Annotated in this window: 11 protein-coding genes; 5 read left to right on the forward strand and 6 right to left on the reverse strand. The window is 37.5% G+C overall.

The features are described from left to right. Window positions 1-72: 72 nt before the first annotated feature. The 3 genes from H9632_RS06990 to H9632_RS07000 form a co-directional block, all read right to left on the reverse strand. Complete coding sequence (locus H9632_RS06990; RefSeq protein ID WP_191703398.1) at window positions 73-525, reverse strand: VOC family protein; 453 nt, start codon at window positions 523-525, stop codon at window positions 73-75. Window positions 526-601: 76 nt separating this feature from the next. Then, window positions 602-2,119, reverse strand: a complete 1,518-nt coding sequence (locus H9632_RS06995) for a transglutaminase domain-containing protein (protein WP_191703399.1) — start codon at window positions 2,117-2,119, stop codon at window positions 602-604. Window positions 2,120-2,129: 10 nt separating this feature from the next. Then, window positions 2,130-2,648, reverse strand: a complete 519-nt coding sequence (locus H9632_RS07000; protein WP_191703400.1) for a GNAT family N-acetyltransferase — start codon at window positions 2,646-2,648, stop codon at window positions 2,130-2,132. 553 nt (window positions 2,649-3,201) lie between these two features. Between H9632_RS07000 and H9632_RS07005 the strand changes: the two genes are divergently transcribed. The 5 genes from H9632_RS07005 to H9632_RS07025 all read left to right on the forward strand — a co-directional run bounded on the left by H9632_RS07005 (window position 3,202) and on the right by H9632_RS07025 (window position 8,017). After that, window positions 3,202-3,546, forward strand: a complete 345-nt coding sequence (locus H9632_RS07005; protein WP_225223723.1) for a DUF485 domain-containing protein — start codon at window positions 3,202-3,204, stop codon at window positions 3,544-3,546. Beyond that, window positions 3,543-5,093: a solute symporter family protein gene (locus H9632_RS07010; protein ID WP_191703401.1), complete on the forward strand. Its 1,551-nt coding sequence runs from the start codon at window positions 3,543-3,545 to the stop codon at window positions 5,091-5,093. Before H9632_RS07005 ends, H9632_RS07010 begins: the two co-directional genes overlap by 4 nt. Window positions 5,094-5,562: 469 nt before the next feature. Further along, entirely contained in the window at window positions 5,563-5,889 is a 327-nt protein-coding gene (locus H9632_RS07015; protein ID WP_191703402.1) for a DUF485 domain-containing protein, read from the forward strand. Beyond that, entirely contained in the window at window positions 5,886-7,430 is a 1,545-nt protein-coding gene (locus H9632_RS07020; RefSeq protein ID WP_191703403.1) for a solute symporter family protein, read from the forward strand. Before H9632_RS07015 ends, H9632_RS07020 begins: the two co-directional genes overlap by 4 nt. A 119-nt stretch (window positions 7,431-7,549) precedes the next feature. Beyond that, the gene (locus H9632_RS07025) at window positions 7,550-8,017 is read left to right on the forward strand and encodes a hypothetical protein (protein WP_191703404.1); all 468 of its coding nucleotides are present in this window, start codon (window positions 7,550-7,552) and stop codon (window positions 8,015-8,017) included. Window positions 8,018-8,253: 236 nt separating this feature from the next. Here the strand turns inward: H9632_RS07025 and tnpA are convergent, their stop codons facing one another. The 3 genes from tnpA to parE all read right to left on the reverse strand — a co-directional run bounded on the left by tnpA (window position 8,254) and on the right by parE (window position 13,424). Continuing rightward, on the reverse strand, window positions 8,254-8,730 hold the full coding sequence (gene tnpA, locus H9632_RS07030; RefSeq protein WP_191703405.1) for an IS200/IS605 family transposase: 477 nt from the start codon (window positions 8,728-8,730) through the stop codon (window positions 8,254-8,256). A gap of 279 nt (window positions 8,731-9,009) precedes the next feature. Beyond that, a complete protein-coding gene (gene parC / locus H9632_RS07035; protein WP_191703406.1) occupies window positions 9,010-11,439 on the reverse strand; it encodes a DNA topoisomerase IV subunit A in 2,430 nt (809 codons plus the stop codon). Further along, the gene (gene parE / locus H9632_RS07040; RefSeq protein ID WP_191703407.1) at window positions 11,436-13,424 is read right to left on the reverse strand and encodes a DNA topoisomerase IV subunit B; all 1,989 of its coding nucleotides are present in this window, start codon (window positions 13,422-13,424) and stop codon (window positions 11,436-11,438) included. Before parE ends, parC begins: the two co-directional genes overlap by 4 nt. Window positions 13,425-13,520: the final 96 nt, after the last annotated feature.

Raw genomic sequence — 13,520 nt, forward strand, 5'->3', positions numbered from 1 at the left:
CTAGTTAACTTAATTTAAAAATAAAGTTATCGAACTTCAAGCTGTTGGAACAAACTTTCTCGATCATTTTCATCAAGTTGCTTGCTGATCTTTAATAACTAACATATTTGATTCGTCGAATTCCCAATCTTCACCGTAAGCAACTTCCCAATAATAGCCGTCTAGGTCTGTGAAGTATCCACCGTAACCGGCCCAATCAGTATTTTTAGGCTCTTTTTGAATGGTTGCACCAGCAGATTTGGCTTTATTGATTATTTCATCAACTTCTTCAATTGATTTAGCATTATAAGCCAGTGTGATTCCTGCAAATCCACCTGGTATAGCTGGCAGATTATCTTTATTAATGTCTTTTACTAGTTCCTTCATTGGATACAATGCAATTCTAGTACCTTCATTTTTGAAGAAAATAATGGCAGGGTTGGATTCGGTTCCTCTGATCGATGTTTGGAATCCAAGACTTTTAAAAAAATTGTGTGATTTTACAATATCGTTTGTACCAAGTGTTATAAGATTTAATCTATTCATAGTTATCCCCCGCTTTTGATACATTTAATATTGTATTTCAACATTTTCTAAAAATCCTTTCTTCATTCGACAATAGCTATTTATTTTTGATTTGTATCAGCAAGCTACGGGAAACATCAATACTAATACTTTTGTCAAAAACAGTAACTTTCTTGTCCAATTGTTTTTCGATAACTGGGATATATAGCTCTATATAGGATAATGGCAGGACTAATTTTGCTGATTTCTTAAATTGAACCTGTTTGCGGTTTGTTGTCATTTGCAACTGTATGCCTTTATTCAACTCCAGCGACACTGTCAGTTGCCGGATTGGCTCATTGATGTACAATTCCACTCCATCCGCGCTTTTAAATGCCGGTATATCATCCGTTTCACTATTAAAAGTTGCAAGGTAGCTATCACCAAGCGACATCATAGAAACGATCGTATACCGCGCTTCATCAAATTCAGGCGTTTGTTCAGCACGTTCAGAATCATCCGTACCCGTATCAATTTCAAACATTTCCTGTTTCCCATTAGCATACATCACTACAACCTCACTAGACGTCTTTTTAATCGCATGTATCTGATCCTTACTACATTTCGTTAATTCAGTCGTTTCTACATCAAATGTATAAAGTGTAGCCCCATCAGAATGATTAACCATATACACAAGCCCATTCGCATACGTACAATATTGAACACGAATGTCAGCAAGCTTTTTAGTTTGCAATGTTTCAGGATCCATCGCCGTTAAATAAGCAGTTTTAGAATGCGGATAAATAAGCAGATCACCAGCAATGCACACATCATACAAATGATGCATCGCGTTAAACCGTTCACTCGTACAAGGTGGATACAGATCAAGGTCCCATTGATGATTTTTGGCAATTTGTTCATCAGTTAATAAAAAATAACGATATCGAATTTCATGATGTTCAAACACATGGCCAATATCATCCCAAGTTACATCAATGTGATACCATTGCCCGTCAATCTCCACCATATTCCACGCATGACCGGCATCACCTTCCCCATCAGCCTTCCCTATTACATAATGACAAGGAATCTGTAACACTTCCATCATCTTTTCAAATAACAACGCATACGCCATACAAACTCCGCGCTTTTCTTTCATAAACGTAGCTACTGAAAATGGAGAACCTTTTGTATGAAGTTCATAGCTATACGTTCTGACAATATAATCATGTACCGCGATCACCTTTTGAAGTGATGACATGTTAGGTGTAGTAATATGCTGAAGCACCGATTCAACTTCTTCAAGCATCTGTTTTTCATCTTTTCGATTCATACGATAACTTAGTGTAAAATCCACCTTCACACGATTTTTGGACAAACTGCGATAACGATAACTACGATTAGCACAATGCTGTGTATAAAATGCCTTATATAAATGACTTTGTTCAAATGCATCATCTAGGATTTGATGTAATGGCTTTGGCAGGTGTCCATTAATAATCAGTGAAAACTGTTTATCTAAACGTTCCATATGCATTGTTAACACTGCAAGCAGCTCTTCATACGTAATTGTCGTTGTTTTAATGGATCCTCCTTTTTGTTTAAATGCTTCATAACTTATAAAATAACTTTTCACGTTTGATTCCTCATTCAATTTCATTTTCAAGTACATAAATTTCAACAGACTTACCTTCCATCGTAATCACCTTTTCTAGCTTCATTCCATTTTTAAGGGCGATTTGCTTTGAGCCTGTATTCCCTACCTGAATTGCCGATACATACCGTTCTAAATACATCTCTTCATCTGCATAGCCCTTTAATGCGCGCGCTGCTTCAAACCCATACCCTTGCTGCCAATAAGCTGGTGCTATCCAGTAGCCAAGCTCCATCTCGAAAGCATCATCAATAATCTGTGCAACCAATCCTGCATGCCCTATGAATTCCCCTGTTTCTTTATGGATCAATTTATGTAAACCATAATCACCAAAGTTTCTGTATTGTTCTAGCATGCGTTCAATTAAATGCTTGGCATAAGCTTGATCTTTTACGTTACCGTCTCCGATAAACTGCATAACCCGCGCATCCGTTACAAGTGCTGTTACAACTTCTACATCTTCCAAAGTATATTGTTCAAAACGTAATCGTTCAGTTTGAAGATTTAACATACTTTACCATCCTTTTGACATTTATTTGCTCGACGTTTAAAAAAACACGGGATATTATAAAGTTGATATCAAATATTTATCATTTTAATTCTTCTCCATGTTCAATAAGTGGCTTATTTTTTAAAACTACTGCTCTAATCATAACATCACTATGAAAAGAATTTTTTTTATTTTCATCAATATCAAAATTTTATCATTTTATTGTTGTTATAGTACATACTAAACCCTCTCCATTTTATTCAACACCATCTATTATATTAGAGTAACGAAATGTAATATCTTGCTTTATGTATATATTTTTCTTTTTAATATTTGTTTTTTGTTGATTATGAATTTGAAATAATAATTCATCAATATATTTTTACATAAAACGACTTGAATTTTCTTCAAATAACGTATTAATTCTACTTCATACAAGGTCCTCTAATTTTAATTATTCAGAAAAATTATTATTGCATTATAAAGTATTCCCTCTTACAATGAGTACTATTAACGGTTTCAAAAAGTAATATTCCGTTTAAAACAGAATAATAATTCGTAAGGGGGAATTACGTTGAGCAATTCAGGGGAGAAATACTCAGCGAAACACGATGCAATCAACTATGATGCAATCGATCGTATGGAAACATTCAATCAATTTGTAAAGAAGAAAAACACATTTTTATTCGGTATAACTATAACATTTTTGACATTTTACATTTTATTACCGGTTTTGGCGTTCACACCTGTGTTACAACAGAAAGCGATTGGTAGTATAACATGGGTTTGGGTTTATTCACTTGCCCTATTTATTATGACAATCGTGCTTTGTACACTTTACGTAAACATGGCAGCAAAGTTTGATAAAACTGCAGCAGCTGTTTTACAGGAATATAAAAAGGCAGGTGCGCAACAATGAACTTAGTGTCAGCAGGTTTCTTTCTAGGGATTGTCGGTTTAACATTAATCGTTACATATATTGCAGCAAAAAGAACTTCATCTGCAAGTGACTTCTACACAGCCGGTGGTGGGTTAAAAGGTTGGCAAAACGGATTTGCCATTGCTGGGGACTATTTATCGGCAGCTGCGTTTTTAGGGGTATCCGGTGCCATTGCATTAACGGGCTTTGATGGCTTCTTCTTCTCTGTCGGATATGTAGTAGCAAATTTAGTTCTTCTATATATAATTGCAGAACCTATGCGTAATTTAGGTCGATACACTTTAGCGGATATGCTGACAGCACGTTTCAATGAAAAGCGAATTCGTGGGGTTGCTGCGACAGGTACTATTATTATCGTAATTTTATATATGATTGCACAGTTAGTAGGTGCAGGTGCATTAATTAAACTGTTATTCGGTATTGATTATTGGTTGGCCGTTCTTATTGTTGGAGTTATGATGACTACATACGTATTATTCGGTGGAATGACAGCGACTAGCTGGGTTCAGATTATTAAAGCAGGTCTATTATTATTCGGTACAACATTGTTGGCATTTTTAGTATTTGCCAAGTTTGATTTTAATTTAGTGAAAATGTTTGATACAGTAAGTACAAATTACGGGGATCAGTATTTAGTTCCTGGCGTTAAATATACTTCGACAATTGATTCGGTTTCCATGATGCTTGCATTAGTGTTAGGTACATCAGGTTTACCACATATTTTAATGCGATTCTTCACGGTTAAGGATGCTAAAACAGCACGTCAATCAATCTCTTGGACTACTTGGATCACAGCAATTTTCTTCTCGTTAACGATTTTCTTAGGCTTTGGTGCGATGCATTTCGTAGGATTTGATGCCATTATAGCGGAAAATTCTGCAGGTAATACAGCTGCACCACTATTAGCTGAGTTCTTAGGCGGCAATATTTTATTATCATTTATTTGTGCCGTTGCCTTTGCGACAATTTTAGCTGTAGTATCTGGACTAGTATTAACAGGTGCTTCTGCCATTTCACATGATATTTACGGTGAAATCTTAAATGATGGTAAATTGACAGAGAAACAGCAAGTATTAGCTGCTCGAATCGGTTCTATTTCAATTGCGGTAGTTTCTATTGTATTAGCATTATTTGCACAAAGCTTAAACGTATCATTCTTAGTGTCATTTGCTTTCTGTATTGGTGCTTCTGCAAACTTACCGGTTATTCTTTACACAATCTACTGGAAAAAGTTCAATGCCAATGGTGCAGTTGCTGCGATGGTAACAGGTCTAGTTTCCTGTTTAGTATTGGGTGCACTTGGACCAAACATTTGGAGCCCTACTGGTAATGCTATTTTCGTAGGAGAGCCACTTGTAAACTTGGCTGTACCAGCAATTATTACAATACCACTCAGCTTCATTGCCGGTTATTTAGGATCTATATTAACGGCAAATAAAGTAGAACAGTTGGAAGCAGAACGTATTTATAAAGAAATCCGCGTGAAAGCACATACTGGTATTTCTGTACAGGATGTTTCACATTAGTATTTAAATAAATATTTAATAGAAAACTGTCTCGAAATTTCAACATTTTCGAGCAGTTTTTTTATTTTTTATGCTTTCTACTTTATAAATATAATTTTCTGAATAAACTAAAAAGAATATTTTGAAAAGTAAATTGTTTTTCGAATATTACTATTTCTTATTAAAACATATAATATTTTCTTATCATAAATTTCTGCAAAATCTCAAAATCTACTTTTTGTGATTCCATAGTAAACGTTGCGCTGTCTACCTTTCTATCTTATAAACGAAATACAAATAACATTAATCTGTTCTGTTATGTAGCTTTTTTTCTCTATTAAACATATTTTTCCGAAAAGTTTTTTCACATAATTTTCTTAAAAAGTATTGCAATTTTGTTACAGCTAAAATAGAATGAAAATGTGAATTCCTTAAAAGAGAATTTTACGCACATTAAGCAGTAATATTAATCACAAACGGGGGAATGTTTATGGGGAATAATCAAAAGCCAATTATTGATTATGAAAGAATCGCATCACAGCAATCTTTTAAACAGCTTGCAAAGAAAAAGAATGTATTTCTATGGACAATGACGGCAATCTTTTTAGCACTTTATATGTTATTACCAATCTTGACGTCATTCACTGAAATTCTACATCAAAAAGCAATCGGCAACATTACATGGGTTTGGGTATATTCAGCTGGCCTATTCGTAATGACTTGGGGATTAGCGCACTTCTATGTAGCGCGTGCAAACAAATTTGACTCTGAAGCAAAAGCTATTATTGCAGAGTATGAGGGAGGTAAAGGCAAATGAGTTTTACAGCCATATTCTTCTTCGTAGCAATCGTAGGTTTAACTTTAGTCATTACTTGGTGGGCTTCAAAACGTACTTCAAGTGCGTCTGACTTCTATACAGCTGGCGGCGGTTTAACTGGTTGGCAAAATGGACTAGCAATTGCCGGTGACTATTTATCGGCAGCGTCATTCCTAGGTATCGCCGGTTCGATTGCATTATTCGGTTTCGATGGATTCTTCTTCTCTATCGGATACTTAGTAGCTTACTTAGTAGTTTTATACATCGTAGCTGAGCCATTACGTAACTTAGGTCGATTCACTTTGGCAGATATGATTACTGCTCGTTTCGATAAAGCAAAAGTACGTGGTACAGCAGCATTATCTACTATTACAATCGTATTATTCTACATGATCGCTCAGCTAGTTGGTGCTGGTGCCCTTATTCAATTACTATTAGGTATTGAATACTGGATGGCTGTACTTTTAGTAGGTGTCATGATGACAACATACGTATTATTTGGTGGTATGACTGCCACTTCTTGGGTACAGATTATTAAAGCAGTACTTTTAATGTTAGGTACTATTATTATCTCATTCTTAGTATTAGCAAAATTCGACTTCTCTATTGCAAACATGTTCACTCATATGACTACTGTAACAGAGCATGGTGAAGCATATTTAAATCCTGGACTACGCTACACAAATGGTATTGATACGATTTCAATGCTTATCGCGTTAGTACTTGGTACAGCAGGTCTTCCGCATATCCTAATGCGTTTCTTCACTGTAAAAGATGCGCAAACAGCTCGTTCTTCAGTAATTTGGGCTACTTGGATTGTAGGTTTATTCTATGTATTAACAATCTTCCTTGGCTTCGGTGCTGCTGCATTCGTAGGCAGAGATGAAATCGTTGCGGCAAACCCGGCAGGTAATATGGCTGCCCCACTATTAGCTCAGGCTCTTGGTGGCGACATCCTATTCTCATTCGTATGTGCCGTAGCATTCGCGACAATCTTAGCGGTAGTAGCAGGTCTAGTACTTTCTGGTGCATCTGCCCTATCACATGATATTTATGGTCAAATTATTAAAAAGGGTAAAATCACTGAAAAAGAAGCTGTTAAGGCAGCTCGTATCGGTTCGATTATTATCTCTGTAGTATCAATTCTTTTAGCTCTTGGTGCTCAGACGTTAAACGTAGCATTCTTAGTATCGTTAGCATTCTGTATCGCGGCATCTGCAAACCTACCAGTAATTATTTACACGATTTATTGGAAACGCTTCAATACAACAGGTGCAGTATCAGCCATGTTAACAGGTCTAGTTTCAGCATTAATTTTAGTAGCAGTGTCTCCAAACGTATGGAATCCAGTAGAAGGTAAAGCAATCTTCATAGGTGATCCGTTAATTATGTTAACGAACCCAGCGATTATTTCTGTACCACTTGGCTTCATCGGAGGATTTATTGGTACATTAATGTCGAAAGAAATGGATGCTGCGAAATATCGTGAAGTTGAAGTTAAAGCGCAAACAGGTATTTCAGTTCAAGATATTTCACACTAAGATAATATTCCCTACTTTTCATAAGTCATAGAAAATCAATCAGCTTCTAACCTAGTTAGAGGCTGATTTTTTATAACGCAACTGGTCGAAATTTCACTTATTTTTGAGGAGTGAGAGTCGTGACGATTGGACAACATATCCGTGTTTTGATTTGTGTTGCTGCTATGGGCTGTATTACCGGCTTTGTACTGAACGGTACAGAGATTGATACGGACTCCCCTTACATTGATTATATAAAAGCACAGAAATGGCCATATAAAGAGAATGCATCAATTTCTGAAGTGTTTGATACGCATTATGAAACGACTTATTGGGAATACTTCACTGCCCGCGCTGGGCAACACGTCGTCCAATTCACGGGAACAGATGATGAACAGCAGTTTGTATTTCAATTCATAGTAGAAGAAGATTACTCTTCATTTTCATTCGGCGCATTAAAGCAAAATAATATTCTTTTACGACCGGACGCTAAATGGACTTATGTAAAATCGTTAACGATAAAAAAACGTCGAAAGCTGAAGAAATCTTCCTCAGCCTTTGACGTTTTTCTATTGTCTCTTTGTCTAAAAAGAGAGATTCCTATTTAACATTTCATGGTACAATATGAAAGCAGCATCCAGCTGACTCCTTTTGTAAAGGAGGTGTACTACTGTGTCTTATCCATCACGCAAAGAAAAGGCTAAGGCTGCTTCGGAAAAATAAAAACCACCAGTCGAACTGGTGGTTTTCTCTGCGCGTGAAACGCTGGGTTACTGGCCCACGTCTAAAGACGTTCTGAAAGGTCTGCCAACCGCACTACGTTTCCGACTACCGCTAAAGCGGTTTATTTATTTTTTCTTCGATTTATTTCTTCTCCTGTGAATGGGTCAATGAATTCTTTCATCGACATTTGATCCTCTACGTAATCTTCTTGCAATTGATTTTTTATATACTCTTGAATGACTTTTCTGTTTCGACCTACTGTATCTACATAATATCCGCGACACCAGAATTTCCGGTTCCCATATTTATATTTCAGATTGGCATGTCGATCGAATATCATCAAACTACTTTTTCCTTTGAGGTATCCAACAAACGCAGACACACTTAGCTTTGGTGGAATACTCACTAACATATGTATATGATCCGGACATGCTGTCGCTTCAATAATTTCTACGCCTTTTCTTTCACATAGTTGACGTAATATTTTTCCGATATCCGCTTTTATTTTTCCATATATAATTCTTCTTCTGTATTTTGGCGCAAACACTATGTGATACTTACAATTCCATGTTGTATGTGCTAAACTTTTATTATCCATTATTGGAACTCCTTTCGTACGTAATCGGTTGACCAGACCTGATTTTATTGTACGATTGGAGTATTTTTTTTGTCCATAGCTAAAAGCTTTTTAGAACCCCCCGCATAGCAGGGGGTTTTCATTTCCATAAAAAAAGCGATTGGGGGCCACCCAATCGCCTTGTACTACTGTAGATCCATCACGCATGAATCTTACTAACTTCATTGTATGAAAGTCTGGCTTACATGTCAATGAATTACTTTTATCATATGTGAATGTTACCTGAATTATACACGACTGTTACACCTTTTGATTGACAAAAGCCCGTGAAATAGCTCCGTCTGCTTCAGTATCTATACGAAGCGAACCATTGGAATAACGGTCGGCTCTTGTTAAATTGGTTACTTGGATTGTTTCATCTATACCTTTTTCTGTTTCGATTGTAAATGTATCTCTAAAACCTACAACTAAAATCGTATAAATACGGTGTGGATTCGCTTTTAGCTCTTTAAGAATCACAACACCACGCTTTGCACGATTGCCAAGCTCGAGCTCATTTAATAGCATTCGCTTAACAGCACCGCGTTGCGTCACAATAATTAACTCCTGCTCTTGCTTTGGATCTAAAATAGCGACAGCAGCTAAATACTCGCCCTCTTTTACAACTATCCCTTTAACACCTGCTGTTTTTACACCTGTCACAGGTAAATCTTCCATTGGGAATCGAATCGTATAGCTAGTATTTGTCGATAATAGAACTTCTTCCTCCTCGGTAACAAGACGCGCAAAGATCATTTCGTCGTCACCTTTAAGGTTCATCGTTTTAATTGGTTTTGAATAACGTGTTACAACATAATCCGTAAGGGCCGAACGTTTAATTTGCCCGTCTCTTGTAGCTGTAAACACATAAACATTCGACTGCTCAAATGTCTCTATTCCAATTACCTCGATAATTTCCTCATTGGAGTCAATTGGTACGATACTTGAAATATGCTGACCTAAGTCTTTCCAACGAATATCAGGCAACTCATGGACCGGCTGGTAAATATAGTGACCTTTACTCGTAAACAGCAATAAGTGATGCTGTGTATTTAAATTAGCTTCGTATATTAAGTAATCGGAGTCCTTCATTGCGAAATCCTTCCCATTGGAAGCACTATGCGAACGAAGACTTGTACGTTTAACATAACCATCTTTTGTAACGGTTACGACAACTTCCTCACTTGGAACCAATACATCGCGCGTCACTTTAATCTCTTCTATTTCTGCTTCGATAGCTGATAGACGCGGTGATGGAAAACGCTTTTTAATATCGTTTAGCTCAGTTTTAATGACACGAATTAATTTTTTCTCATCGTCCAAAATCGCTGTTAATTTTAAGATGAGTTCACTTAATTCTTCTTGCTCGCTTTGTAATTGTGTTATATCCGTATTTGTTAGACGGTAAAGTTGAAGGCTTACAATTGCTTCTGCCTGCTCTTCCGAAAAGCCGAATTTATCGATAATATTATTTTTTGCATCACGCTTGTCCTTTGACGCACGGATTGTTTCTATCACTTCGTCTAAAATCGATAATGCCTTCATAAGCCCTTCGACAATATGTAATCGATCTTGTGCACGTGTTAGATCATATTGTGATCTGCGACGTACAATTTCCTTTTGGTGATCAATATAGGCATCAAGCATAAGAGGTAACGTCATCATCATCGGACGGCGATTATGAATGGCAATCATATTAAAATTATAAGACACTTGTAAATCCGTTGATTTTAATAAAAAGTTTAAAATACCTTGTGCCTGTACATCTTTTTTTAATTCCACGACGATGCGCATTCCATCACGGTCTGATTCATCACGAATTTCTGAAATACCATCTAAACGACGATCGTTCACACGTAATTCATCCATTTTACGAATCATGTTCGCCTTATTCACTTCGAAAGGAATTTCAGAAATAATAATTTGCTCTTTATTCCCTTTTAACTGCTCGATTTCTGTGCGTGAACGAACAATAATTTTTCCTTTCCCTGTTTCAAATGCCTTTTTGATACCATCGACACCTTGTATAATGCCACCTGTCGGGAAATCAGGTCCTTTTATAACTGTCATCAGTTCATCGACTGTACAGTTTTTATTGTCTAAACGCATTAAAACTGCATCGAGAGCTTCTTGTAAATTATGTGGAGGGATGTCTGTCGCATAACCAGCAGATATTCCGGTAGCTCCATTAACCAACAGATTCGGAAAGCGTGATGGTAAAACAGTTGGTTCCATATCCTGATCATCAAAGTTTGGTACGAATTCAACTGTATTTTTATTAATATCACGCAATAGCTCTGCAGCAATGGTTGATAGACGCGCTTCTGTATAACGCATCGCAGCCGGCGGATCTCCGTCGACCGACCCGTTGTTACCGTGCATTTCAATTAACATGTGACGGCTTTTCCAATCTTGACTCATTCGGACCATCGCATCATACACAGAAGAATCCCCGTGCGGATGGTAGTTACCGATTACATTTCCGACCGTTTTCGCGGATTTACGGAATGGTTTGTCAAAAGTATTACCTTCATGGAACATCGCATATAATATACGGCGTTGTACAGGTTTTAAGCCATCGCGTGTGTCAGGTAATGCACGATCTTGAATAATATATTTTGAATAGCGACCAAAACGGTCACCCATTACTTCTTCTAATGGTAAATCCTGAAATTTCTCAACAAAACTCATTTATCTTTTGCCTCCTCATGCTGGATGAATTCATTTTCTAAAATGCTTGCATCCTCTTCCATGCCGAAGTTGACGTTAGATTCAATCCATTTACGTCGGGGCTCAACTTTATCGCCCATCAATGTTGTAATACGACGTTCCGCACGAGCACCATCTTCAATTTTTACGCGAATTAATGTACGCGTTTCCGGATTCATCGTTGTATCCCAAAGCTGGTCGGCATTCATCTCACCTAAACCTTTATAGCGTTGGATAACGTAGCCTTTGCCAATTTTCTTCGTAGCGGCACTAAGCTCCTGCTCTGTCCAAGCATATACAAGCTCCTGCTTCTTCCCAGACCCTTTAGATACTTTATACAATGGTGGCAATGCTATGTAGACTTTACCGGCTTCGATTAATGGACGCATATAGCGATAGAAAAATGTGAGTAAAAGTACTTGAATATGTGCGCCATCTGTATCGGCATCCGTCATAATGACCACTTTATCGTAGCAGGCATCTTCTACATTGAAATCCGCGCCGACACCCGCTCCTATAGTATGGATAATCGTAGCAATTTCCTCGTTTTTCATAATGTCCTGCAGCTTTGCCTTTTCAGTGTTGATAACTTTACCGCGTAAAGGCAAAATGGCTTGGAAAGTACGATCCCGACCTTGTTTCGCCGAACCGCCTGCAGAATCACCCTCTACTAAATACAGTTCGTTTCTCGCCGCATTTTTCGATTGTGCAGGCGTTAGCTTCCCTGACAGCAAAGTACTCGATTTTTTCTTTTTACCGTTTCTTGCATCATCACGTGCTTTACGAGCTGCTTCACGAACTTGATGAGCACGAATCGCCTTTCGAACTAAAGATGCCGAAAGCTCTGCGTTTTCCTCCAATACATACAATAACTTTTCAGAAACGACTGTATCGACAACATAACGCGCCTCAGATGTTCCGAGCTTGCCTTTCGTCTGACCTTCAAACTGTAGTAGATTCTCGGGAATACGCACTGAAACAATCGCGGTTAAACCTTCGCGAATGTCAACGCCTTCCAGATTTTTATCTTTTTCTTTTAATAAACCAATTTTTCTTGCATATTCATTAAACACTCGTGTTAATGCAGACTTCGCACCTGTTTCATGTGTTCCGCCATCACGTGTACGTACATTGTTTACGAACGACAGGATAGTTTCGGAATAACCGTCATTAAATTGCAGGGCAAATTCCACTTCAATTTCCTGAAGTATGCCTTCCACATATTTAACAGGATGCAGAACATCTTTTTCTTCATTCAAGTAGGCAACAAATGCTTCAATACCATTTTCATAGAAGAAAGTTTCATGCTGGCCTTGTCCGCGTTCATCAACACGCTCATCGATTAACTCAATTTTTAGACCTTTTAATAAAAATGCTGATTCACGCAGGCGCTCTGCCAGCGTGTCATAATTATACTTTGTCGCTGAAAAAATCGTTGAATCAGGTAGGAAATGTACCAATGTACCTGTTTCCTTTGTTTTTCCAATCATATCAAGGGATGTAGCTGGTTTACCACCTTGCTCGAAACGTTGGCGATAAATTTGCCCATCACGGTAAATTGTTACTTCTAAAAATGAGGACAAAGCATTTACAACAGATGAACCTACACCGTGTAAACCGCCACTCGTTTTGTAGCCACCCTGTCCAAATTTACCACCTGCATGGAGTACAGTAAAAATAATTTCCGGAGTTGGCTTACCCATTTTATGCATACCTGTAGGCATACCACGACCATGGTCTCGTACGCTAATACTATTATCTTCATGAATCTTCACGATGATATGATTACCAAATCCAGCAAGTGCTTCATCCACTGCGTTATCTACAATTTCGTACACTAAGTGGTGAAGACCTCGACTATCTGTAGAACCAATATACATCCCTGGTCTTTTTCGTACGGCTTCTAAACCTTCTAATACTTGAATGGCATCTTCATTATAAGACATACCCGATTGATTTTTAACCAAATGCAATCCCCTCCAAAAAATACAAACAAACGTTCTATTTACTACCTAATCGTACTTTCAAATATGCATGATGTCAATGTTTGAGCGTACTTTTTT

Origin of the sequence: Solibacillus merdavium (assembly GCF_014836935.1) — a bacterium.
GTDB lineage: Bacteria > Bacillota > Bacilli > Bacillales_A > Planococcaceae > Solibacillus > Solibacillus ferritrahens.

Coding starts and splice junctions, on each gene's coding strand:
- H9632_RS07020 (WP_191703403.1), top strand. CDS start 5,886: ATGAGTTTTACAGCCATATTCTTCTTCGTAGCAATCGTAGGTTTAACT.
- H9632_RS07000 (WP_191703400.1), bottom strand. CDS start 2,648: ATGTTAAATCTTCAAACTGAACGATTACGTTTTGAACAATATACTTTG.
- H9632_RS07010 (WP_191703401.1), top strand. CDS start 3,543: ATGAACTTAGTGTCAGCAGGTTTCTTTCTAGGGATTGTCGGTTTAACA.
- H9632_RS06990 (WP_191703398.1), bottom strand. CDS start 525: ATGAATAGATTAAATCTTATAACACTTGGTACAAACGATATTGTAAAA.
- parC (WP_191703406.1), bottom strand. CDS start 11,439: ATGAGTTTTGTTGAGAAATTTCAGGATTTACCATTAGAAGAAGTAATG.
- H9632_RS07015 (WP_191703402.1), top strand. CDS start 5,563: ATGGGGAATAATCAAAAGCCAATTATTGATTATGAAAGAATCGCATCA.
- tnpA (WP_191703405.1), bottom strand. CDS start 8,730: ATGGATAATAAAAGTTTAGCACATACAACATGGAATTGTAAGTATCAC.